Annotated in this window: 15 protein-coding genes, 1 rRNA gene and 3 pseudogenes; 4 read left to right on the forward strand and 15 right to left on the reverse strand. The window is 57.7% G+C overall.

What is annotated here, in order from left to right:
- Nucleotides 1-80: 80 nt before the first annotated feature.
- Nucleotides 81-196: ribosomal RNA gene (gene rrf, locus LIX91_RS24915) — 5S ribosomal RNA — on the forward strand.
- 117 nt (nt 197-313) lie between these two features.
- On the opposite strand, the gene LIX91_RS24920 is transcribed toward rrf, so the two are convergent.
- The 7 genes from LIX91_RS24920 to LIX91_RS24950 all read right to left on the reverse strand — a co-directional run bounded on the left by LIX91_RS24920 (nt 314) and on the right by LIX91_RS24950 (nt 9,622).
- Nucleotides 314-793 (reverse strand): SRPBCC family protein, encoded by a 480-nt coding sequence (locus LIX91_RS24920; protein ID WP_226489363.1) that lies wholly within the window; start codon nt 791-793, stop codon nt 314-316.
- Nucleotides 794-825: 32 nt separating this feature from the next.
- A complete protein-coding gene (locus LIX91_RS24925; protein ID WP_226489364.1) occupies nt 826-4,272 on the reverse strand; it encodes a non-ribosomal peptide synthetase in 3,447 nt (1,148 codons plus the stop codon).
- Complete coding sequence (locus tag LIX91_RS24930; RefSeq protein ID WP_226489365.1) at nt 4,269-5,216, reverse strand: diiron oxygenase; 948 nt, start codon at nt 5,214-5,216, stop codon at nt 4,269-4,271. Before LIX91_RS24930 ends, LIX91_RS24925 begins: the two co-directional genes overlap by 4 nt.
- Nucleotides 5,217-5,258: 42 nt before the next feature.
- Nucleotides 5,259-6,035 (reverse strand): DUF3050 domain-containing protein, encoded by a 777-nt coding sequence (locus LIX91_RS24935; RefSeq protein WP_226489366.1) that lies wholly within the window; start codon nt 6,033-6,035, stop codon nt 5,259-5,261.
- Nucleotides 6,036-6,848: 813 nt separating this feature from the next.
- Nucleotides 6,849-7,586: a GntR family transcriptional regulator gene (locus LIX91_RS24940; RefSeq protein ID WP_003413733.1), complete on the reverse strand. Its 738-nt coding sequence runs from the start codon at nt 7,584-7,586 to the stop codon at nt 6,849-6,851.
- A 318-nt stretch (nt 7,587-7,904) separates the two neighbouring features.
- On the reverse strand, nt 7,905-8,912 hold the full coding sequence (locus tag LIX91_RS24945; protein ID WP_226489367.1) for an aldo/keto reductase: 1,008 nt from the start codon (nt 8,910-8,912) through the stop codon (nt 7,905-7,907).
- A gap of 20 nt (nt 8,913-8,932) precedes the next feature.
- Nucleotides 8,933-9,622: an HAD-IA family hydrolase gene (locus LIX91_RS24950; RefSeq protein WP_003413731.1), complete on the reverse strand. Its 690-nt coding sequence runs from the start codon at nt 9,620-9,622 to the stop codon at nt 8,933-8,935.
- A gap of 275 nt (nt 9,623-9,897) precedes the next feature.
- On the opposite strand from LIX91_RS24950, the gene LIX91_RS24955 reads away from it, so the two are divergent.
- Nucleotides 9,898-11,379 carry a YdgA family protein gene (locus tag LIX91_RS24955; RefSeq protein ID WP_226489368.1) on the forward strand — a complete coding sequence of 494 codons (1,482 nt, stop codon included), beginning with the start codon at nt 9,898-9,900 and terminating at the stop codon, nt 11,377-11,379.
- 61 nt (nt 11,380-11,440) lie between these two features.
- Here the strand turns inward: LIX91_RS24955 and LIX91_RS25985 are convergent.
- The 3 genes and pseudogenes from LIX91_RS25985 to LIX91_RS24965 form a co-directional block, all read right to left on the reverse strand.
- Nucleotides 11,441-11,797 (reverse strand): annotated as a pseudogene (locus LIX91_RS25985) (methyl-accepting chemotaxis protein); the annotation flags it as partial.
- A 555-nt stretch (nt 11,798-12,352) separates the two neighbouring features.
- A pseudogene (locus LIX91_RS25990) lies at nt 12,353-13,459 on the reverse strand (FIST signal transduction protein); the annotation flags it as partial.
- A 121-nt stretch (nt 13,460-13,580) separates the two neighbouring features.
- On the reverse strand, nt 13,581-14,381 hold the full coding sequence (locus tag LIX91_RS24965; RefSeq protein WP_003420445.1) for a mechanosensitive ion channel family protein: 801 nt from the start codon (nt 14,379-14,381) through the stop codon (nt 13,581-13,583).
- 244 nt (nt 14,382-14,625) lie between these two features.
- Between LIX91_RS24965 and LIX91_RS24970 the strand changes: the two genes are divergently transcribed.
- Entirely contained in the window at nt 14,626-15,108 is a 483-nt protein-coding gene (locus LIX91_RS24970; RefSeq protein ID WP_226489370.1) for a cell division protein, read from the forward strand.
- Entirely contained in the window at nt 15,101-17,548 is a 2,448-nt protein-coding gene (locus LIX91_RS24975) for a PEP-utilizing enzyme (RefSeq protein ID WP_226489371.1), read from the forward strand. Before LIX91_RS24970 ends, LIX91_RS24975 begins: the two co-directional genes overlap by 8 nt.
- Nucleotides 17,549-17,626: 78 nt before the next feature.
- Here the strand turns inward: LIX91_RS24975 and LIX91_RS24980 are convergent, their stop codons facing one another.
- The 5 genes and pseudogenes from LIX91_RS24980 to LIX91_RS25005 all read right to left on the reverse strand — a co-directional run.
- On the reverse strand, nt 17,627-18,055 hold the full coding sequence (locus LIX91_RS24980) for a DUF2628 domain-containing protein (protein ID WP_003424322.1): 429 nt from the start codon (nt 18,053-18,055) through the stop codon (nt 17,627-17,629).
- Between the two features lie 377 nt (nt 18,056-18,432).
- The gene (locus LIX91_RS24985; protein ID WP_226489372.1) at nt 18,433-18,984 is read right to left on the reverse strand and encodes a hypothetical protein; all 552 of its coding nucleotides are present in this window, start codon (nt 18,982-18,984) and stop codon (nt 18,433-18,435) included.
- 63 nt (nt 18,985-19,047) lie between these two features.
- Nucleotides 19,048-19,758, reverse strand: coding sequence for a hypothetical protein (locus tag LIX91_RS24990; RefSeq protein WP_226489373.1), 711 nt, complete (start codon nt 19,756-19,758; stop codon nt 19,048-19,050).
- Between the two features lie 567 nt (nt 19,759-20,325).
- Nucleotides 20,326-20,805 carry a competence protein ComJ gene (gene comJ / locus LIX91_RS24995; protein WP_226489374.1) on the reverse strand — a complete coding sequence of 160 codons (480 nt, stop codon included), beginning with the start codon at nt 20,803-20,805 and terminating at the stop codon, nt 20,326-20,328.
- Between the two features lie 359 nt (nt 20,806-21,164).
- Nucleotides 21,165-21,921, reverse strand: a pseudogene (locus LIX91_RS25005) (RHS repeat domain-containing protein); the annotation flags it as partial.

The raw sequence follows: 21,921 nt of genomic DNA on the forward strand, positions 1-21,921 counted from the left end.
CGCGTTGAGGGTTTTTGTTTAAGTAGAAGTCACCAAAATTCGCTGGAACGTTACCTGCTAACGGATCAGCAACAGAATTTCTTGACGACCATAGAGCATTGGAACCACCTGATCCCATCCCGAACTCAGCAGTGAAACGATGTATCGCCGATGGTAGTGTGGGGTTTCCCCATGTGAGAGTAGGTCATCGTCAAGATTGAATTCCAGAAACCCTCATCGCTTACGCGATGAGGGGTTTTGTCGTTATGGGTCATCAAACAAAAAAGCCCGCTCAGGCATTCGCTCCTAGCGGGCTGCTGTGATGCAGCGTCAATCAGCCAAACAGACTGCGCACGTTACTCATTGCGCCATCTGCAAACCCCTGAAGAAACGCCTCGAATGCATCCCCTTCAGGCCCTCCCTCAACAGGGTCGGCAACAATCGTCCAACTGGCGATGCAGGTATCGCCATCACCACTGGCTTCAACGGTCATTGCCGCCCACAGATTGCTGACCGGCAAGCTGGTGTGGATCAGTGACCAGGTTATATAAAGCGCCTGATCGTCCCTGGAGTTCAGCTGTTCGATGGCCACATTGCCATCCTTGAACAGCTTGTTGCGAACCGAGCCCTGACCTTCGCCAGTGACCTCGATGCTCTCCAGCGCCGGTATGAATGCCTGGAAGCCGCCGAAGTTGCCGACAACAGCCCACACGCTGGCCGCGTCACCGGAGACGTCCACGGCGGACACCACTCGGCACGCCACCGGGTTCTTGATAAGGGTGTCGGGTTTCAGATTGCTGTGAAGTGTGTTCATGTCGTTCTCCATTTATCTCAGTGGGTAATGGCTCAGATGAAGTCGATTTCTTTCAGGTAATCGCAACCCCTGCGCAGCAACGCTGGAGCTTTTTGCGGGTATTGCTCGCCCATGCAACGAATGCCGTTCAAGGTGTTGCGGTGCTCGATCATCGAGATATCGCCGATGTCTTCTTCAAACCCGTCGAGGTAGAACCCCAGCACGCCAAACAGCGCGTTCTGGCTGTCGACGCGCCGGAGTTGCGCCTGCCATTGCTCGACGCTGACCAGCTCGAACTGACGCCCTGCCTCGCGGAAGGCGTGCACGTAGTCGCTCCAGCTCAAGGGCTCGGGGTTATGCAGATTGAACACCGCGTGTTCTGGTTGGTAGCGGCTGGCATGGAAGCCGATGAAGCGCGCCAGAAAGTCCACCGGCATCAGGTCGAAGTTGATGGCGAATGCCGGAACCTGACCCAATTGCAGCGAACCCTTGAGCATCAGCATCAAGCGGTTTTTCTGTGGCTGACACACACCGGTAACGCTGTTGAAGGCGATGTTGCCGGGGCGATAGATATTCACCCAGGCACCTTGGTCGCGGGCACATTGCAGGATGCGCTCAGCCACCCACTTGGAGAGGTTGTAGCCGTTCTTGATGTAGATCGGTGGGGTCGCGGCAGCGGGTTGTTCAAGCACATTGCCGACGGCATCGATGGCACTGCAGGCAGACAGCGTCGAGACGAAATTGAAGACCTTTTTACTGCGCCCCTCACACAGCTTCAGGCATTCAAAAACCGGAGCCACATTGTCTTTGAACAGGGTTTCGTAATCCTGAACATGGTTCACATTGGCAGCGTTGTGCACCAACGCACCAAACTCCAGATCCAGTCGCTCATACACTGCTTCACTGAGCCCCAACCGGGGCTTGGTCAGGTCAGCGGGGTAGACCTTCACGCGACTCAGGTCCAGGTGATCCAGGCGGTTTTCCCGCAGGGCATGTTCGAAGCGCTGTTGCGCGCTTTGTCCAGAAGCCTCGCGCACCAGACAGGCGATCTCGGTCGCCCCCCAGTCGAGCAGCGCTTCGACGATATGCACACCCAGGAAGCCGTTGGCACCCGTGACAATCACTTTATGAACATCCCCGATCCTGCTGACGGGCAACGTAGCCAGCTGAAAGTCCGGGTTCGCATCCCGCAGGGCCTGAGCACTGAGGACTCCGGCAGAAGTGCCGTCGCTGTCGACCAGGCTGGCGAGTGTCAGCACGGTCGGTGCTTCGATAAAACGATTGATGGGAATGCTGCGCCCAAAGCGTTCACGAACGCCCAGCAACAGGCGTGACAGCAGGATCGAGTGGCCTCCGAGATTGAAAAAGCTTTCATCAGTCGAGATGTCGTCTGGCGGCAGCTCCAACAGCTCGCCCCATAGCTCCAGCAGCGCCCGTTCCTGCTCCGTCTCGGGTTGGCGACGAGTGTGCTGCCCGATAAAGCTCAGTGGTATTTCCAGAAGCGCTTTGCGATCGACCTTGCCGTTGCTGGCGAACGGCAGGCCGGGCAACATCGTGTAGACGGCCGGATGCATGTAATCAGGCAGAAGGCGTTGTACATGCGCCTTTAGCGCCTGTTCGTCATGCTCAAGATACGGTTGAGCGAGAAACGCCAGAATTCGCCGCTGCCTGTCGATCACCACGGCGACCTGTCGATACAGTCCGCTGTCACGCAGGCAATGCTCGATCTCTTCCGGCTCGACCCGAAAACCGCGAATCTTCACCTGATTATCACGGCGTCCGCTGAGGACAATGCCGTCAGCGGTCCACTTGGCCATATCGCCGGTACGGTAGGCACGCATCAGTTGACCATCCGGCTTCGTCAGCCACACATAACGCTCGGCGGTAAGCTCCGGATTGTTTACATAGCCCAGGCACACACCGGGGCCCACGATGTACAGCTCCCCTTGAGTCTGTTCGGCCACGGGCTGCAATTGCTCGTCCAGAATCCACGCCTGACTGTTGGCGATCGGTCGGCCCAGATGGCGGTTGCTGCTGGACGAAGCGAACTCGCAGGCGGTAACCAACACTGTGGCTTCGGTGGGGCCGTACAGGTTGTGGAAATGACATTGGCCGGTGAGTTGCGCAATCACATGCGGCTCACAGACGTCGCCTCCGGTCATGACATGCTCAAGCCCCAGCGGCTGATCCAGTGGCAGGATGCTCAACAGCGCCGGCGGCAGGAATGCATGGGTGATGCCCTGTTGCAGCACGCGGACCAATTGCAACGGATCACGTCGCTGGTCTTCATCGGGGACCACCAGTTCCGCACCACTGAGCCAGGTGGGGAAAATGTCGATGATCGACGAGTCGAAACTCAGCGTAGAGAACTGCAGCACCCGGCTGTGTTCGTTCAGGCTCACATGCTCGGCATACCAGGCGGTGAAGTGGCTGAGATTGCGCTGGCTGAGCAATACGCCTTTCGGCTGCCCGGTGGTGCCCGACGTGTACAGCGCCATGCAGGGCGCATCCTGACCGGCAGCAACGCGTGCAACGCATGAAGCGCCACCCTCTAAAGGCACCGCCGCGATATCCAGCGCCGGAAACTCCGCAGCCGCCAGCGGGTGCGAGCCATCGTGCAGCAACAGCATCGCCCCCGAGTTTTCCAGAATGTACTGCTGACGCTGCACCGGCTGGCCGGGATCAAGCGGCAGGTACACCGCACCGCAACCCAGAATCGCGAGGATGCCGGCATACAGCTCGGCTGACTTGCGCAGGCAAATACCAATCACCGGAGGTGCGTCGGCTTTCGCGTGCGCCAGCAATGGCCGCAGCAAGCGCTGGATAGCCAGGCTGTGCGCGTGCAGTTGCCGATAGCTGAGCGTCTGGTTGCGGACGGACAGTGCCGGGCGTTCGGCAAACGTCAGCAACGCCTGCTCCAGCCGTTCGGTGATGGGTGTTTCGGCCAGTTTCAGCAGATGCGGTTGATCTGTCTGATTGAGGCGATGCTCGAACAGCAATTGATCAATCGCCTGCAAGCCATGCTGTCGATCACCCTGGGCGGGTGTGACGCTTATCAGACCGTTGAAATAGTCGTCGTCTCTGGATAAACGGCTGATCTGCAATGTCGCCAGATCCACCATGGCAGCGACAGCCGCATCACGCAGTACGCGCCCGTTGCCTGATTCCTCGACCGGCAGCCACTCACGAACGATCAAGCGTCGAGCCTGGGCAGCGCCATGCCAGCACAGCAGCTCCAGCCGAGGTAACCCGTACTCCAGCGCATTGCCGAAACCGACCCGCAGACTCAGATGCGTGCAGCGGCCGAACGCATTCAGTTGTTCCTCATAAAGGTCCAGGCTGCCATCTTCGATCAGCACGCCGCCATCAGGCATCGTCAACGCGTCCAGCGCCTGCTGATCAGACAGATGCCGCACGCCATGCCCGTGGTCCAGCAGCTCGGCATTCAGTTCACTCAAGGTCAGGCTGTGACCAATGAGCACAATCTCCAGGCGCTTCATTGCAGCGTCCCCTGCGCAGGCAGATAGTCCGCCAGCGCCCGCTGCACACAAGGATCGTCCAGCATCGAGCTGTTCTTGAAGAAGCGCACGATGTTGGCCACCAGTGGGTGATGGCGGTTGACTGGAAAACTCACAGCCCTGGTCTCCTCCCTGAGCGCGTGCTTGATGGTGTCCGGCACCTGCAGGTGGTCGATCAGGGTGAAGTCGAAGCCATTCTGAATATCGTTGGTCAGGTATTGAGCGATGAACACCGGCATGATGCGGGCGATGGATTCCCGGTCCTGTCGGGGAGCGGTGTGCCAGTAGATGCGTACCAGCCGCGCCCAGAAGCCCGAGTGACGCCCCTCGTCCAGCAAGTGGTCGGCCATCAGACCCTTGACCGATTGCTTGACCGATTCGTCCTTGGCGAACGCCGCCACGTCATTGGTCACGGTGTTCTCCGCGATGGCGACACAGATCAGCTCCACTGCGCTGCGCAGATGCTCGGGGGCCAGAGTCAGTGCGGCGGGAATGGCCCGGCTGAGTTCAATCTCGTCCGGCAACGGGATAGGTTCTATGCCCGTCAGGGCGATGGTCTGTTGCATGAAGTCCATCGCGACCAGTGCGTGATAGTCCTCATCGACCACCACCGTCATCGCGTCATAGCGACAGGCAAACGGGAAGCGAATCGTGAAGTGGTCCTTGGCGATGCTGCGCGCGGTCCTGTCGACGATTTCGGTCTCGAAGATCACCACATCATTGATGAACTTGTAGAGGCTCTGCACCAGCGCGTAATCGCGCAAATGCGCACACTCGCGGGTGAACGTGTCGCTGAGCACCAGCGGTTGGCGGCTGAGGGGGTAGATCAGTTTGTCATCGTTCTCGACCATCCTGCGTGGGCGAGTACGAATGGTGGCGCGACCTTCCCACGCATCGATGAACGACATGTAGTCTTCTGCTTTCATGATGGCTTCCTTGTAAAGGCTTCAGGGTGTTGCGGGCGGGTCTTACGCGCTGGCCTGCACGAGCGGCGTTCGCATGCTCAGGCGCAGCGTGTCCCACAGCTGGATCCTGCTTTCCACAGCGGCGATGGCGGTCTGATAAACCTCTCGTTCGCGCTGCGCGTCGCCGGCAACCAGACGAGTCAGCAACTGCTCTGCTGCCGGACCGTGGTCCTCGGCGTCCACTTCGATGTGGCGCTCCAGGTAGTAGCGGAAGGTGGGTGCCTGGTGGGCGGTGATGCCCCAGTCATCGAGGATGGTCTGGAACATCTGTGGGATGACGCTCTCGCGTCCATGCAGAAAGGCCGCAGCAACGCTGTGTGCCGGCGCATGCAGGGCGATGTCGAGGGTGTGTGTCACGAATGCCGTCGCCGCCTGCCCCGCGTCGACGTGTTGCAGCGCGGTTGTGTAACGCATGCCCTGTCTCTGCAGCTCGATGAAGCGCTCGATCTGTACCGTGCTCGCGCCAATCTCGCGCATCGCATCCAGATACAGCTCGAAGTGGCTGTAATGACCCGCGCCCAGTCGATTATCGGATTCCTCACCCAGAACGATCTCGTTGATCAGGCGGGCAGCGGAAGCATCTGTCGGCGGCAGCCACGGCAACTGGGTGCAGGTCAGCTCCTGTTGCAGGCGCTTGGTCAGCGACATGAAATCCCAGACAGCGAATACGTGGGTCTCCATAAAGCGCCGGAGTACATCCAATGTGGTGATTTCTGCAAAGATCGGATGACGGCCAAGTTCAACTTTCTTGTGTGCGAGCAGCGTTTTTTCACAAGGCATGATGACGGTCCTATTGAAAGAGGGCGGTAAGTAGCACTGCAGTTTTCTACGATATAAACGTGTCGCCAGTGCCGCGATAAAACGCAATGAAATGCCGGGTGCGAGGCGAACACGGGCCTGAGTGTGAGGGACCTGTTCGCCGCAAACACGCATTGGTTATTTCAATTCGAGACACCCTGCCGCGTTGGCTTTCCGAGCGCCAGCCCTTGTATAGCAAGAGGTCCCGCCCGGTGAGCCGCCGACATCACTGACGACGAAGAAAACTTAAAACAAACTTATCAAGGGCTGCAATCATTTTTTAATAATATTTAATAGGTTGTTTTTTTAGCATGTAAGTTGCCATATAAAACGGCGTGAATACGTTTTATAGGCGTGCAGACAACCCTCCCGACTGATTAAGTCAGAATTATTAATAATGAGCGAATGCCTCGCCCAGCGTTGCCGATGTGCTGAATAATCAGGGTTCTGGATTTTTTAATGGGCGAAGTTGGAAATGACTTCCAATGTCTGTTTGCCCCGTTCAACAACTCCTTATCCATTGAGTTCAGATGAACAGAGAACCGCTCCAGTCCTGTGCGAGCCGTTCAGTCGTAGCCAAGGAACATCCTCCGGTTGGTTTCCTCAGCGCCACGGCCGAGTTTGCCTCATTCCGGCGTTGTGCCATCCGGCAGATCAGGAAAATAGCGATAAAAACGCCATGCCGAGGTTGAGCCTGGCAATGCGTCGAGGAGGTGTGAAGAGGAGGGCGGGAGGTGCAAGCGGCCAATCCGCAGACGTTGTGTCATCGCCTGCTGGATAGACCGCCTTGATGATTCAGGCGGGGTTTTTCTTTACTGCACGGGTCGACTTGGCCGTGGTGGCCTTTTTGCTGTTCAGGTATTGAGTGACGGCCTGAACACCACGGTTGAGGTGATGCTGCAGTGCTTCGACACAGGGCTCGATCGCTTTCTGCTCGGCGAGGCGCAACAGCTGCCAATGGTCATCCTGAGAAAGCTTGCCCAGGCCCATGTCGGAAAGATTGAAACGCAGGAAGCGTTCTTCTTCGTTCAGGCCTTCTTCAACCAGACGCATGAGACGCTTGTTGTGGGTCTTGGCATACAGCGAAAGGTGGAACATCCGGTTGAGTCTGCCGATCTGGCCGAAATCCGTCTCGACCTCAAGCTGCTCGATATAGCCCTTCGCCGCCGCCAGATCATCGGCGTCCAGCAATGGGATAGACAGGCGCAACGCTTCGGATTCCAGGAGGATGCGCAAGGAATAGGCATCCACCGCGTCTTCGGTGATCAACGGTGCGACCACCGCGCCCTTGTGCGTTTCGACACGCAGCAGCGACTGCGCCTCGAGCTGGCGCAGTGCTTCGCGCACAGGCATGCGGCTGACGCCAAACAGCGTCGCCAGTTCCTGCTGGCGCAATGCCGTGCCGCTTGGCAGGCTGCCGTCGATAATGGCGTTTCGCAGCTTTTCTTCAATCACGGTTCTGGCAAGGTGCGCCGGAGGCTGCTCATTGCCCAGTACGGAGCCCAGAAAGGCTTCTCTATCTGATTTGCGCATTGACCTACTTCTTCATCAACCCTGGCTGGACAACGTCCAATTAATCGCTTTGTTGCCGACAGACTAGCCAAGACTTGCCAGTCCGTCGCGAAAATACAAACATCATTATGTTTAACGGCGAGCGCCGAACCGCGCTGCAGCCCGGCGAGCTCGACAAAATATGCGTCTATCTTAGCGCTCATCGACCCCACGTACCGAGTTCGCATTCATAGGTAACAGGAGTTTCACGTGTTGTTTTTATGACAGCGCGCTCTGAAACGATCGTTCCAGAGCGCAACAGTGATGCGCTCACGGCATAAGGCCGCAGGCGTGATCGTCTCAGCGCGTCAGGCGGCCGGAAACGAAGTGCTGAACGTCATTGAAGCCTGGCGTCGACGCATGGCCGGGTGTCACCAGCGAATCGATGAACGCTTCGTCTTCAGCGGTGATTTCCACCGTGAGTGCCTTGGTATAACTGTCCCACTGCTGCTCGGTCCTTGGTCCGACGATGGCTGAGGTCACGGCCTGGTTGTTGAGCACCCAGGCAATGGCGAACTCGACAATGCCGACGCCTTTGTCCTGCACATACGCCTGAATTCGCTGCGCGATGCGCAACGACTCCATGCGCCATTCGGTTTCCAGCAGCCGCTTGTCCTGACGTCCGGCGCGGCTCTCGCTGTCGGGAGCGATGTCCGGAGCGTACTTACCGCTGAGCACACCGCGTGCAAGCGGGCTGTAGGGCACGACGCCCAGGCCATGGTGTGCGGCAGCGGTGATCTGCTCGACCTCAGCCTGGCGGTTGACGATGTTGTACAGCGGCTGGCTGATGACCGGCTTGTCGACGCCCAGGCGTTGCGCGACGTTGACGATTTCGGCAATTCGCCCGCCGCGGAAGTTCGACACGCCCCAATAGCGGATCTTGCCTTGCCGGATCAGATCGCCAATCGCCGACACCGTCACTTCCAGCGGCGTGTCGTGATCTTCCTTGTGCAGGTAATAGATATCCACATAGTCGGTATCCAGCCGCCGCAGGCTGTTCTCGATGGCATTGAACATGTGCTTGCGATTCAGACCGGCGCGGTTGGGCACGCCGTCTGCCGGGCCGATGGCGACCTTGGTGGCCAGCACCCAGTCACTGCGCTGCGCCGCGATGGCCCGACCGACGATTTCCTCCGAGCGCCCGGCGTTGTAGACATCCGCCGTGTCGATGAAATTGATGCCCTGATCCCTGGCCTTGTCGATGATACGCAGCGACTCTTCGGCGCCGGTCTGCTCACCGAACATCATCGAGCCGAGTGTCAGTGTGGAAACCTTGAGGCCGGACTGGCCAAGGGTTCGATAATTCATGCTCAGCATCTCCATGTCATTCAGACGAGCTCAGGCAACCCCCACGCCTTGAGCGGGAAATCGGCCAGCGAGCCCAGCAGCAGGTCCGCATGCTCGTATTGCTCGACCGGCATGTGCGAGTCCGGCACGGCGACGGCGTACATCCCGGCAGCCTTGGCGGCGGTCACACCGAATGGCGAGTCTTCGAAGACCAGGCAATCGGCAGGCGAGACGCCAAGGCGGCGGGCGGCGACCAGAAAGATGTCCGGTGCCGGCTTGGCAGCGCCGACTTCCGGGTCGTCGGCGGTGACGACGGTGTCGAACAGTTCGAACCATGCGCGGTGCAGGGTGGTCTTGGCCTCGAAGTAATGCACCGACGAACTGGTGCCCACGGCGATCGGAATATTATGCGCAGCCAGATGGCGGACCAGCGCTTCGGCACCTGGCATGGCTGCGGCGCGCGGGAAACGCTCTTCAAGCATGGGCTCCCTGACTTCGAGAAACTCGTCGATCGACATCGGCAGCTCCAGCGCCTTGATCACGTAGTCCGAGAAGTCCCGGGCACCGCGGCCAATGGTGTGCTGCTTGACGGACCAGTCGAAGGTGCGACCGTGGCGGCTGGCAATCAAGTGGGTGACTTCGGTGTAAACCCCCTCGGTGTCCAGCAACAGGCCATCCATGTCGAAAATGACGGCCTTGATCGGGCCTCGTTGTGTTTGCTGCTCGCTCATGTGATCACGTCCTGTTCGCAAATTCGTTTCAGCCTAACGTTTCCGGGAAGGCTGTGGCTAGGGTCTGTTTCAAAACCTTTCCGCGGGATTGGCGTGCGCAACAAAAAGCACAAGGCCATGTCCAACGCGCTTACAGAAGGGCGACGCGCCCACAGAAATGGCCATGAAGGCTGGGCTGTCGGGATCTGCCGATGATAGTCTCTCGCGGCTTTCAATCGGCGCTGCCGGTCCCGGTACGACTTTCCCATCATCAGAACGGATATCTTCACGTCACTATGAATAAATCAGCAGGTATAGCGATTGGCGTCATCGTCGTAGCGGGCGCACTGGCTACGGCCGGTGCCTGGTACACCGGCAATCAGCTGGAAGGCGCGCTGAACGACTCGATCAGCAAGGCCAATCAGGAACTGGCGAAGTCGTTCAAGGGCACGGACACCAGCGTCAAACTGGAAATGCTCTCGCTCGATAAGCACTTCTTCAGCAGCACGGCGCACTACCGCGTCGACATCCAGAACCTGTCCGATAGCACCCAGGGCGGCCAGTTTCTGTTCGTCGACCATATCGAGCACGGCCCCATTCCGCTGTCGCATCTGAAGACCCTGAACCTGCTGCCGGTCATGGCCCTGAGCAATTTCCAGATGGAAAAAAGCCCCAGCGCCGAGAAATGGTTCGCCATGAGCAAGGACGTTCCACCGCTCACAGGCCAGGCCAGCATCGGCTATGACCGCGCCACCAAAGGCACGCTGCAGATGGCCCCGCTGGAGATGACCGACGTCGACGGCACGTTCCGTTTTTCAGGCCTCAACCTGAATGCCGAGTCGTCGGCCGACGCGGAAAAATTCAGCCTTGCGGGCAACATGGACAATTTGCAACTCAATGTCGCGTCGCCTGACGGTCCGGTCAGCATCGAGATCAAAGGCATGACCTTCGACACGGGTGGCACCAAAGGCAAGTCCGGTTTCTATCTGGGCCACACCAACATGAAAATCCAGAACGCGGGTTTCCAGGTGGTGGGCAAGCCACAGGTACAGATCCGGGATTTCACCAACACCAACCTGGCGCAGGAAGATGCCGGTAACCTGGCAGCGCAGATCAACTACGATGCCGGCATGATTGCCTACGCGGGCAAGGACGTCGGTTCTGCGCACATGGGCTTCAAGATCGCCAATTTCGATGTGCTGGCGACTCAGGCGCTGTATCAGTTGTATCAGGATAAAATCCTGCCTCAGCAGCAGGAGGCCGCGCAGGAGAAACGTCCGTTCCGTCTGGAGCTGAGCCCGGCTGATCAGGAGCTGATGAACACCCAGATGAAAACGCTGCTGGCGGCCAAACCGCACATCGAGCTGGAAAAACTCTCGCTCAAGACCAGCAACGGTGAAAGCCACATGCGTATCGCCGTGGACCTGGCCGATCCAGGCCCGCTCGATCAGCCTTCCGATGCGCTGCTCATGAAGAGCCTGGGCGAAGTCAACGCGAAGGTCGTCCTGTCCAAACCGATGATCCGCGATCTCGCGACCCAGCAAGCCATGCGTGAAGGCCAGACCGACCTCAAGGTCATCGCCGATCAGGCCAAGGCCGCTGGCGACATGGCCAGCGCCATGGCCGAGATGATGCAACTGGCCAAGGTCGACGGCGACAACATCGTCTCCGACCTGCATTACGCCAACCAGATGGTCGACTTCAATGGCCAGAAAATGACCGTGCAGCAGTTCATGAGCAACGTCATGGGCAAGGTCGGCGTGCTGGGTAACCAGTAAGCCGCTTGTAACATGGTCTGCTGTCAGGACGGGCCATTTGCCGTCCTGACAGCAGGCGCTGCTACTGAGTCAGGCCGCGCAGGGTGTCCGCCAGCTGCCGGGTACGCTGCGAGGTGCCCGCCGTCATGTCACTGGAGCCTTCCAGCTCCGACAACAGCCCGGTCAGCGTTCCGACTTCAAGGGACTGCTCCTCGATGTGCTGCGCCACCTTGCGAATTTCCTCGGCCAGACGCTCGATATCGGTGCCGATGTCGTTGGCGTTCTGCGACGTTTTCTGCGCAAGCTGGCGTACCTCATCGGCCACCACGGCAAAGCCACGCCCCATTTCGCCCGCCCGCGCAGCCTCGATGGCGGCGTTCAGCGCCAGCAGGTTGGTCTGCCCGGCGATCTGCTGGATCATCTGCACCACCGACTGAATGCGCAGGCTGGACTTGGCCAGCTCCCGCGAGCCCAGCACCACCTCGTCCGCCTGACTGACCAGGCTTTTGACGGTGTTGCCCGCTTTGTCGATAACCGTTTCCTGCTGGGTGATGGTCTGCGACAGCTCGTCCATCGACACATGCAGCTCGCCAGAGTAGTGGCGCAACTGAGCGGCGATTTCTTCCTGATCATGGTGGGCCTTGACCAGCACATCGCCCAGGTCGCTCAGGCCACCGAACACCGGACGGATCTGCTCGTCCAGACTGCTCGGGTCAATGGTTTGCACGAAGTTGCGCTGCTTGAACTGATCGATCTGCTTGACCACCACATGGCTCAGACCGGCCAGCTTCTTGATCTGCCGACGCAGAAAGAACGCCTTGAACTCGCCGTAATAGGCGATGAAGTTATCGATGTAGTCGTCGCGGAACGGCTGCCCTTCGGGCACCTTGAAGAAGAACACGGCGGTGAGCGTCTGGTTCAGGTTCAACCCCAGAATCTCGCCAAAGGTCGAGAAGCCCACCACCGGCGTCGCACCGAACACATCGTTCATCCGGCCCAGTTCACTGCCGTTGTTCAGGCGCCGCAGGATGCAGTCGCTCAACAGGCCGAGCAGCGGCTTTCCGGACTTGCCCTGCAGAAAGCGCGCGAAGTCCTTGCGCGTGGTGTCGATCATGGATGTTCGTTTGACCATCACCAGCTCTTCGCCGGGGGCCACGTCGCAGAACAGGTGAACCCGCTCGCTTTCATAATCAATGCGCGCAATCGAGCGCACGAACAGCTCTTCGCCTACCCGGATGGCGAACGAGTACTGCGCCAGCTTGCCCTCCAGCTCATGCCGCTCGCACTTGAGCGCGTCACACAGCGCCGCAACCATCGTGGTGATCTCGCCTCTGGCGTTGACCACCTGGCTGATGTAACGCTCCTCCAGGGAAGCCGTCAGCACGCTCAGGCTCAATGGCGTCGGCTCGAAGTTCTGGCTCTTGAAGACACCGAAGCGCACGTTTTTCGCGCTCTTGAGAAACACCACCTGGGCATGATTTTCGTAGCTGCGTTTGCCGTCGTGAATCAAGGTCTTCTTGAAGTCGCCTTTGCCACCCGCAGAACCGCCGACGAACAGGCACGGAAAGCGCCCTGACTCATACAGCGCTTCCATGAAGAACGACTCCGATGCCGACAGCCCGTCGAACGTAACGTAGGCCAGCGTATCGCGGTGGTCGATGGGGGTGTTGATCTGCGTGCGCTTGATCGAATCGGTCAGGCGCGCAATGCGCTCACGCATCGACAGTCGCTTGCCCGCGCCGCGAATGTCTTCGCTGTGCAGCGGAATGTGCACCACCTCCGCACTCTTGATGACGCTTGAGTCGAACAGCGCAAGGACAATCCGGCCCCACTGGTTATCCGCCGCGCAGTACAGCGAATCATTGCCCGAGCACAGTTCGCCTGACGTTGTGCACAGGCTGATCTTCGCGTTGGGAAAGCGCGCAGCGACAGACTTGGCTACCTGATCGAAGTCGACGTGCGGCGAAACGAAACCGGTCAGATAGACCGGATCGAAGCTCAGCGCAGACAGCTTGGCGTTCAATTCTCGGGCGGACGTAATGACACTGATGGCGCCTTCGGTCCGCGATGTGCCGGCCCGAAAACGAGATAAAAGGCTCATGGTTAAACCCGTAAAGATAAAAAAGCAGAGGCCACGCGGAATATGGACCGATCCTTATTGATCGGCTGCCAACAGGTTCGGGTGAGCTTGAAGGGCGATGAATTTTGCCTATGCGTGCCGCTCAGGACAGGTGCAGCATCAACGCTCTGATGAGTGCAAGGGTCTGGCGATGCACTGAATCATAGTGATCATTGTGGCAATAGGGCCGTACTGACAAGGTGATGGAGTCGGCTGTCGCAGAGGACAGGTGCACATCCACTGCAGGGCTGCTCAGTACGTTGGGGAGGCGGGCTATCTGATCCTTGAGACGCGGGATGATCTTCTGCTCGTCGGCAGTGCCGGGCAATATCGCGGTCAGTTCGACACTGCGAAAGGCATTGCTGGAAAAATTGACGATCGTGTCAGAGAAGATCTTGTTGTTGCCCACCAGATTCAGCACGTTTTCCGGAGTGTTGATCGACGTAACGAACAAGCCGATTTCGACCACAGTCCCGGTGACGCCCGCCGCCGAAATCAGATCGCCGACCTTGAAGGGCCGCAGCACGATGATGAAACCACCCGCGGCCAGATTGGCCAGCAAACCCGACCAGGCCATGCCGATCGCCAGCGCCACGGCCGCCAGCAGCGCCGCAAAGCTGGTGGTCTCGATGCCGCAATAGCTCAGAATGGCGATCACCAGAATGATATTCAGCGTCACCGTGATGAACGAGCCGACATAGCGCAGGACCGTCGGATCAAACCGCTGCCGCGTCAGCGAGCGCTGCGCCATCCTGACCAGCACACCGATCAGCCAGCGACCGACAATCCACAGCAACGCGGCGATCACCAACCTCAAAACAACAGTCGCTCCGTACTGCATAACAGTGTTGAACAGCGAGTTGATTCCGTCAGTGTCGATATTGATGACATTCAGCGCATCCATCACCGCTACTCCCGACTGCTGGGCTCGCCCGGCAGATGGCCTGACGAGCGGAGCCGTACATTGAAGGGCAAAGCGGGGTGATGGCTACTGGTAGTTTTGACTGGAGGCAAAGGGCCTTTACGGTGTCACGCGCAGCAGCGCCCAGCATCCACAGTAAATCGAGCCGCAGGCAAGGGCGGCGGTATTAAGCCTGATGAGTTATCGCTAAACTCGCCACCTCACAAGGACGACTCAAGGACCTGGTATGCCGCTCTCTTCTGACACCCTGCGCCGTACGCTGGTGATCTGGCTGTATGCCGTCGCAGTTGCGCATGTGCTGGGCAGTCTGGTGTTCACCTGGGCAGGCTTTTCCGGCTTGCTCGATGGCTATCTGACTAGCCTCGAGCAGGCGTTCTGGACCGAGGCGGTTCCCGCTGCTGCTCGCGCGCAACAGGTCTGGTGGATGGCGCTGTTCGGCGCAACGCTGCAAACCTATTCAATGTACATGCTGGCGCTGGTGCACCTGGGCAATCGCCTGAAAAGTGCCATGCCCTGGGGCTGGCTGATTGCGGGCCTGCTGCTTTGGGCGCCTCAGGACATCCTGATTTCCGTGCGTGGGGGCATCTGGTCGCACGTGTGGCTCGATCTGGCGGCGCTGCTGGCGTTGTTGCCGCCGCTGATCTGGCTGTATCGCCATGATCGCCGCACTTCGGCTGTTCACGCGTCGAAGGAGCCTCGTCATGTCTGACTTGCCGCTGCTGTATCTGCTGGCGGGCAACGGCAGCAGTGCCGAATGGTGGGACGACGCGCTGCCGCATTTTCAGCAGCATCAGGTCGTGCCGCTTGAGCTGCCAGGCTTCGGCAACAATCCTCAGCCACCCTGCGAAGACCTCGCCGCCTACGCCGATGCGCTGTTGGCGGCGACAGTGAAGGGCAGCGCCATCGTCGCTGTGGGGGTCAATGCATTGCTGGTCATGCATGCCTTGCAGCGCCAGCCCGGACACTTCTGCAGAAGCGTGCTGCTGGCCCCGGTGGGAGCTTTTCTGTGGCATCGGCGTTTGCCTGCGCTGATGTCGCCGCTACCCATTCGCAAGACCATTCACTGGCTGCTGGCCAACAGGCCCACGCTGTTTGCGCACAAGTTTTCCAGGCAGCGCTGGCCTGCCGCGCACTACCAGCGCATGGGTTCCGGTTACGCTCGCTGCCGTGCTTTCGTGCCGTATTGGGACCTGTTGCGGGCCGACACCGCGCTGCCGCTGCTGGAGTGGGTGCAGGATCCGATAGAGCTGGTCTGGGGCGATCAGGACAAGGTTCTGGGCATCGAGCAGGCAGCAGCGTGGTCGGCCATTCTGGCGCGTGCCGACCTGACCATCAGCCTGAAACCGGGCTGGGGTCACTACCCGTGGATCGACGCGCCGGCCGAGTTTGCGCAGTGGCTGGAGTCGGGCGAGCGTGGGTTCGTTGCGCACACCAAAGGCGGCCGTCTGCGTCTGGCGGCCATCGCCGGGCAACCGGTGCCCGAGGCACTGTCTCTGGAACAGGGCGATGACTCGGCCTTGCCCGCGTTTTTGGCCCGTCAGCCTGACGCTATCTGGGCCGTGCGCTCATCCAGTTTCGGTGAGGATCAGGCCGATGCGGCCAATGCCGGTCTGAGCACCACTTTTCTTCGCGAGCCCGGCCACAACGTTCCCGCGCGCGTCGCAGAGCTGCACAACGCTGGCGTCGAAGAGGTGGTGGTGCAGCGCTTCATCACGCCGGTGCTTTCCGGGATCGCTTTCGTGCGTCACCTGTCGGTCGAGCTGGAGTGGGTGCAAGGGCATCTGGAGTCGCTGGCCGACGGTCAGGCAAGTCCTGAGCGAGCAATCATTTCCCGCCTCGGCGCGGCCTGGAGCAGCGGCGACTTCAAGCCATCCCACGGTTTGACTGAGGAGGCGCTCTGGGACTTCCTGCAGGGCGTTCTGCGCGTATTTCACTACGTGCCGGGCGACGTTGAGTGGGCTTGGGATGGCCGCCAGCTGTGGCTGCTGCAGTACCGCCCGATCAGTGACTACGGCTGGCGCCGTCACCTGACCGCCGCCAATATTGCGGAGATCCTGCCGCCACAGCCCAGCAGGCTGGTCGAGTACGCACAGCGGCGGGCCGCAGGCAGCATCCCGGCGATCATGGCGCGTTGGGATTCGCGCGTGTTGCAGGACAACGAGCCATTCACCGCACTGTTTGGCGCAGCTTCCTACATCAACAACGACCTGTTTCTCGCACGTCTGGCTGACTGGGGCATCGCCTCCAGCAGCTACGCCGATGAGGTCGGCGGCGCGACCCCGCATCTGCCCTGGCGACCGCTGCGTCTGCTGCGCTCGTTACCCGTGTTTCTGCGGATGCAGCGCATCGCGCGTGGTCACTTATTGACCCTTGAAAAGCAACTGCAGCGCTTCGACCGAGAGCTGCATGCCCTCACGGCCCAAGGTGCTGACGGCCAGCAATTGGCTGACTGGTTCACCCGTTTCTACGTGTTCGTCGTGCAAGGCAACCTGTGCATCGCCACCTCGCTGGCCAGCAGCGGCGGAGACCTGCTGGGACGTCCGCCGACCGCTTACGACGACCTGGAGCACTGCCCGCACCGGCTGCCCTGGGAAACCGACCCCGCGACCCCGCGCCCGGCAGCCACTGGCCTGCCTTTACAAGCCTTTCCGACCTGGCCGGGTTTCATTCGCATCGCCCACCGCGCAGGCCTGCCGGGAATGCGCGGCTACTACCTGCAAGTGCGCGAGTGGTATCGCGACAACCTGATGCGCCTGTTCTTCCGCCTGCATCACGCCATGCCCGGCGCCGATCGGGAACACTGGTTTGCGCCCCATCCAGATATTCGCAGCCGTGCCGGCAGCTTCTGGCAGGACGGCCGCGAAGGCACCGAGCAGGCCACCGGTTTCATGATTTATCCTGGCCAGGTCCAAGGCATTCTGGGTGACGACATCCTGCTGGAAGACACCCTCGACCCCGGACGCCACGCGCACTACCAAAACGCCCGCGCGGTAATCGCGCGCATGGGCGGACGTCTCTCGCACGGCTCGACGTTGCTGCGTGAACTGCGCAAACCCTCGGCCGTGCTGCCGCAGGTTGATCTGGCGTGGGTGGGGCGTGAAGTGCTGTATGTGGATGGGGAGTTGCGGCTGGTGGAAGGGCAGGCATAAAGCCCGAGGGGAGTTTATCCGCAGGCAACCCGCACGCTTATTGAGCGGCGCGGGTGCTCAGCTGGCTACATCTGCAGGTCAGAGACGCATGCCTTTGAACGGGTTCCAGCCTTGCTCGCCTTTCACTTCCTTGAGGTAGTAGGAGTAGTTGGCCGTCAGGGCGTACATCAGAGAAAACACGACGTTCAAGCCTGTGCCCAATGCTGCCGGAACCTCCATTCCAAGGATCCCGAAAAGCAGAGCTATAACGATGTTGACCGCGATAATGACGCCGATTAGCGCCAGATTTTTCTTCCACAGACCCAGCACGAAGAAGTAAATCGGACCGAAGAAAAACGCGATGATGTTGGCGCAGACAAGCAACTTCTTCTTGAAGTCAGGCAGCGCGTTCACTGCCGGCTTGAAGCGTGGATCGTTCGGCGCACCATACGTCTCGAAAAAATTGAAACGCTCTTGCCACTTGGCGCTGTGCTGGCCAGTGCTTTGGGTCTGATCTGTCGTGCTCATGGTTCTACTCCTTGTGTTCCGTGGGGTGACGTTTTCTTCCGGGAAATCCTGTGTCTCTGACGTTGTTGCTTTTTTGACCAGCGAGCGATTGTATGAAGTTTCGAGGTGGCGTACTACGCAATTGCGCCCCGACCTCTTCAAGCCCGCGTCGACAAGGTATAGCCAAACGCTTACACGCGGTGGAGGGATTTGGCCATTTCCGACCTGACCCTTACTCCGTAGCATTAGATCCATCAAGTGGTGAACAGGAGTTCACCAGGATCAAGGATGATCGACCATTGCCTCGGAGGCAGCCGACAGGGAGTCGGGATGGTCTTGGAAAAACCCGCTTCGGCGGGTTTTTTGTTGGGGGCGATAAAGTCCTCGTCGAGCCAAGGCTATTTGCGTAGCGCCTTTCTCTTGCGCAGGCTTTCACGATGCACCTCGAGATCCTTGCGCCGCCGCATCTCCTGACGGATCTCCTTGCGTTCGGATCGAATAATCCCCCATTGCATGCGCAACTCCCGGCCGCGCTCGCTGTTGAGCGATAAAAGGCCCAGCAACGGGAAAAGCAGCCCCAGCACGTAAAGCATCAATTCAAAACGCCGCCAGTGCGCAGGGGCAGTGGGCAACACGGCGAAAAAGCAGCTCACCAGAATGGCCGCCAATATCCACATTCCGCAGGCATGCCCGCGACTCATCATGATGCCGCCGAAACTCAATACCAGTGTTACGCCCATCATGAGCATCATCGACTGGCCCGTTCGTTCCGGCTCATTTGGAAAGTACGCATCGACCATCGTGCCTGCGGTAATGGCGAGAGAAAATATGCCCATGAAGATCGGAGTCAGAAAGGACAGCAGATAACGCGAGCGGAAAGCGGCCACGTGACTGCGGTAAATCACCATAGGCTCCGGCGAGGCGCGCTTGCTGCGAGATTGCTTACCCATTTTTCTTCCTTGGTTGGGTGTGGCGGTTAGTTGTCTTCTTCGCTGATGGTCTGCTACCTGACTTCATTTGCTGAATGATATTACCCATTTCAAAAACCTACCCAGCCACCAGCGACTGCGTGCTTCACGAAGCTGTTCGATGTACTCGAACGTGTAAGACCGATTGTGCTTCTTTTCCAGCGCCAGGATTTTTTTCAGTATTCGGATGGCGTCCCTGTTCCAGTAAAGAAGGTAAAGATTGCTCAGTGCTATCCAGATACTGACCATAATGATCAGTTCTATAGGCCACACGATCATTGCAGCGATTCCGGCCACAATGACGCATCCGCTCAGTAAGTTCCCGTTTCTCGTGCTGACATAACCGTGCACCATATAGACCTTGTTATCTCTGGTCTCAAAAGAAAGCTGACTTGATCTCGATTTTGTGAAGTAAATAAATAAAAATGAAACGAGCATCAGTAAGGCCGGAATCATCGCCCACGATAAAGCATCTGTCGTTGAAGCGCCGTATTCAGATTTTGCTATAAGATAAATAACGCTTGTATTTATGAGTAGAAATGAAGAGAAAAGGCCTGTGAAAGAATGAACTGCGATTGCAGTGAAGCTTTCGCTCAGGTAAATCAAATATATTACCCGCATGAGTAGGGTAAAGAGCCCGAGGCATACCAGCCAGAAAAAATCAGATTTAAACGTCGACATTGTGCCAAATAAGGCGATCAGTAAGAAAGACCCGTAAAGTCCCTTTTTTATTGCGTTGGGTTGTGGTTCGATCATGTGGTTAACTCAAGTTTTAAAAGCGAAATATAGCAAAAGTTAATGGCGTGGGCCGAAAGATCATACATTAAATATTTAAGTATATGACTAGTCGTCCCACTATTTTAGATGGTTGCCTTTGACGTGTGACCTAGTCAAAGCGGCCGGTGCTGAGGTTCAGACGGTTGCCGATGTCGTAATACGGATGGTTAGGTGCTGGTCTATTCGAAGAGGCAGTGAGGTCAAATTGCTGAGTTAATCGTCCTGGCAGCCTGCGCCCCATTGGTTACGGTCTTTCACATAATGGCCCATAGGTCTTAGGCGAAGTCTGTCTTCTCAGCGGTGACGCCGAGTTTTCCGCCTAGGTCCGTCGGCTTATGTTTGATCGATAGCAGTCGGTCACCGTTGTCGTATGCATAGTCCTGATGCACGTCGTCGTTTAGCTTTGCCAGCAGACTGCCGATTGAAAAAAGAAGGGCTGGCACAAAGTTGACAGCCCCTTTTTTCGACCAAGATTTTAAAGAGCTCATATAGTTCAGAAAACTTTGACGGCATCATGGCAGAAAACGAAAACCAATAGCTTGGAAACTAAGCAACGCCCTTAACCAGTGTCTGCCCCTTTAGCCCACCCCATGGATCATCCATAAGATATTTTGCTTCAAACTCATCATTGGAAGGCACAAACGTGAACTTATAAAAAATCTCATCACCTTCACAAACTTCATAGTAAAGAGCATATTGGCGCTCTTCGACATCTAGAACGACTTTGGCTTTTTCAGCAGCTGAGGCAACCTCTAATTCGTTTCTTTTTGAAATAAAAAAGGGTACTACTATGCAGCGTTGAGTTTGTGTGTCCAAATTAAAATTCGTGTCTAAAGTCAAGCTTATATTCGCACCAAATGTGTCATCTGGTAGGGGGTCAAATATTACGTAGTCTTTATGTATTACAGCACCTTGATCAATATTTAACTTGCCCCATTGGCTCGAAGCTTCGTCATATGCACGTGCCCGAATTTGAATTTGACTATGAGATATGAGTAAGTCTACTACTTGATTAGAATTTGCCATTAGAAAACCTCTACTTTAATCTTAGTTCCATTTGGAAGGCCTGAAAGCACATTGCCAATACTAGATCCTGCTCCTCTATTGTCACTAGGATCGATGTGTCTAACACTTGCACCGTTCCCTCCCTCCTTAAACATGGCCATAGGCCATTCGTCGCGATCTTTTGACTTCATTGTTTTAGCGTCTTTGAGGCTTGTCTTTCTATTTAATTTTGCTGCATCTCTCTGGGTGGTAACCATGTACGGCTGCCCGCCATTGATTGCGTCTTGTATGTGACCAAAGGTTTCGGGATATTCGGAGCGTTTTAACCTTAAAAGGCAGTCGTGATCAACGGCATCTGCTTTTATCAAGGTGCATCCGGCTAGACCCGTCACGTCAATCCAGCGAATTGGACTTATATTGTACTGGTACAGGTTATACCCTCCAGCCAACCCAATCAGATCCTGCGTTATAAACCGCCCAATCTCCGGGTCATAATACCGAAACGTGTTGTAATGCAGCCCCGTCTCGGCATCAAAATACTGCCCTTGAAACCTCAGGTTCTGCTCGACCTCGTTCACCACCAGCTTTTCCACCGCACCCCACGCCCGGTACTTGGCCTGCCAGACGATCTGCCCTTCGGCATCGGTCATTTCCAGGGGCGTACCGATCTGGTCGGTGTGGAAGTAGTAAACCTTGTTCTCGACCTCGCCTTCTTTCTCGTCAACACGTGCCAAGGGTGCATAGCTGCCGGGCTCATAGATATACAGGCTGCTCTGGCCCGGACTTTCCTCACGCAGCATACGCAGGCCTTGCCAGAGGAAGCGTTTGTGGTCGGTGTGGCCTTAGATCTCGGACTGTTTGGCGACGCGTCGACCGAGGCTGTCGTACTGATAGCTGCTGGTACTTTCCACCTGCGTGTCAGCCATGGTCTCGGTTTTGACCAGACGGTTTTCGCAGTCGTAGGTGAAGGTCTGCCAGCGCACGATACCGACGACTTTCTCGATCAGGTTGCCCCAGGCGTCGTATTTGTATTCGTGGTTCGCCCACTGTTTTAGACGGTTGTCTTTGACGTGGTCGAAGCGGCTGGTGTTGAAGTTCAGGCGGTTGGCCGCGGCGTCGTAGCGGAACTCTTCGCCG

This window comes from Pseudomonas sp. B20 (genome assembly GCF_020515755.1).
GTDB classification, from domain to species: domain Bacteria; phylum Pseudomonadota; class Gammaproteobacteria; order Pseudomonadales; family Pseudomonadaceae; genus Aquipseudomonas; species Aquipseudomonas syringae.

Coding starts and splice junctions, on each gene's coding strand:
- LIX91_RS24920 (WP_226489363.1), bottom strand. CDS start 793: ATGAACACACTTCACAGCAATCTGAAACCCGACACCCTTATCAAGAAC.
- LIX91_RS24925 (WP_226489364.1), bottom strand. CDS start 4,272: ATGAAGCGCCTGGAGATTGTGCTCATTGGTCACAGCCTGACCTTGAGT.
- LIX91_RS24930 (WP_226489365.1), bottom strand. CDS start 5,216: ATGAAAGCAGAAGACTACATGTCGTTCATCGATGCGTGGGAAGGTCGC.
- LIX91_RS24935 (WP_226489366.1), bottom strand. CDS start 6,035: ATGCCTTGTGAAAAAACGCTGCTCGCACACAAGAAAGTTGAACTTGGC.
- LIX91_RS24940 (WP_003413733.1), bottom strand. CDS start 7,586: ATGCGCAAATCAGATAGAGAAGCCTTTCTGGGCTCCGTACTGGGCAAT.
- LIX91_RS24945 (WP_226489367.1), bottom strand. CDS start 8,912: ATGAATTATCGAACCCTTGGCCAGTCCGGCCTCAAGGTTTCCACACTG.
- LIX91_RS24950 (WP_003413731.1), bottom strand. CDS start 9,622: ATGAGCGAGCAGCAAACACAACGAGGCCCGATCAAGGCCGTCATTTTC.
- LIX91_RS24955 (WP_226489368.1), top strand. CDS start 9,898: ATGAATAAATCAGCAGGTATAGCGATTGGCGTCATCGTCGTAGCGGGC.
- LIX91_RS24965 (WP_003420445.1), bottom strand. CDS start 14,381: ATGGATGCGCTGAATGTCATCAATATCGACACTGACGGAATCAACTCG.
- LIX91_RS24970 (WP_226489370.1), top strand. CDS start 14,626: ATGCCGCTCTCTTCTGACACCCTGCGCCGTACGCTGGTGATCTGGCTG.
- LIX91_RS24975 (WP_226489371.1), top strand. CDS start 15,101: ATGTCTGACTTGCCGCTGCTGTATCTGCTGGCGGGCAACGGCAGCAGT.
- LIX91_RS24980 (WP_003424322.1), bottom strand. CDS start 18,055: ATGAGCACGACAGATCAGACCCAAAGCACTGGCCAGCACAGCGCCAAG.
- LIX91_RS24985 (WP_226489372.1), bottom strand. CDS start 18,984: ATGGGTAAGCAATCTCGCAGCAAGCGCGCCTCGCCGGAGCCTATGGTG.
- LIX91_RS24990 (WP_226489373.1), bottom strand. CDS start 19,758: ATGATCGAACCACAACCCAACGCAATAAAAAAGGGACTTTACGGGTCT.
- comJ (WP_226489374.1), bottom strand. CDS start 20,805: ATGGCAAATTCTAATCAAGTAGTAGACTTACTCATATCTCATAGTCAA.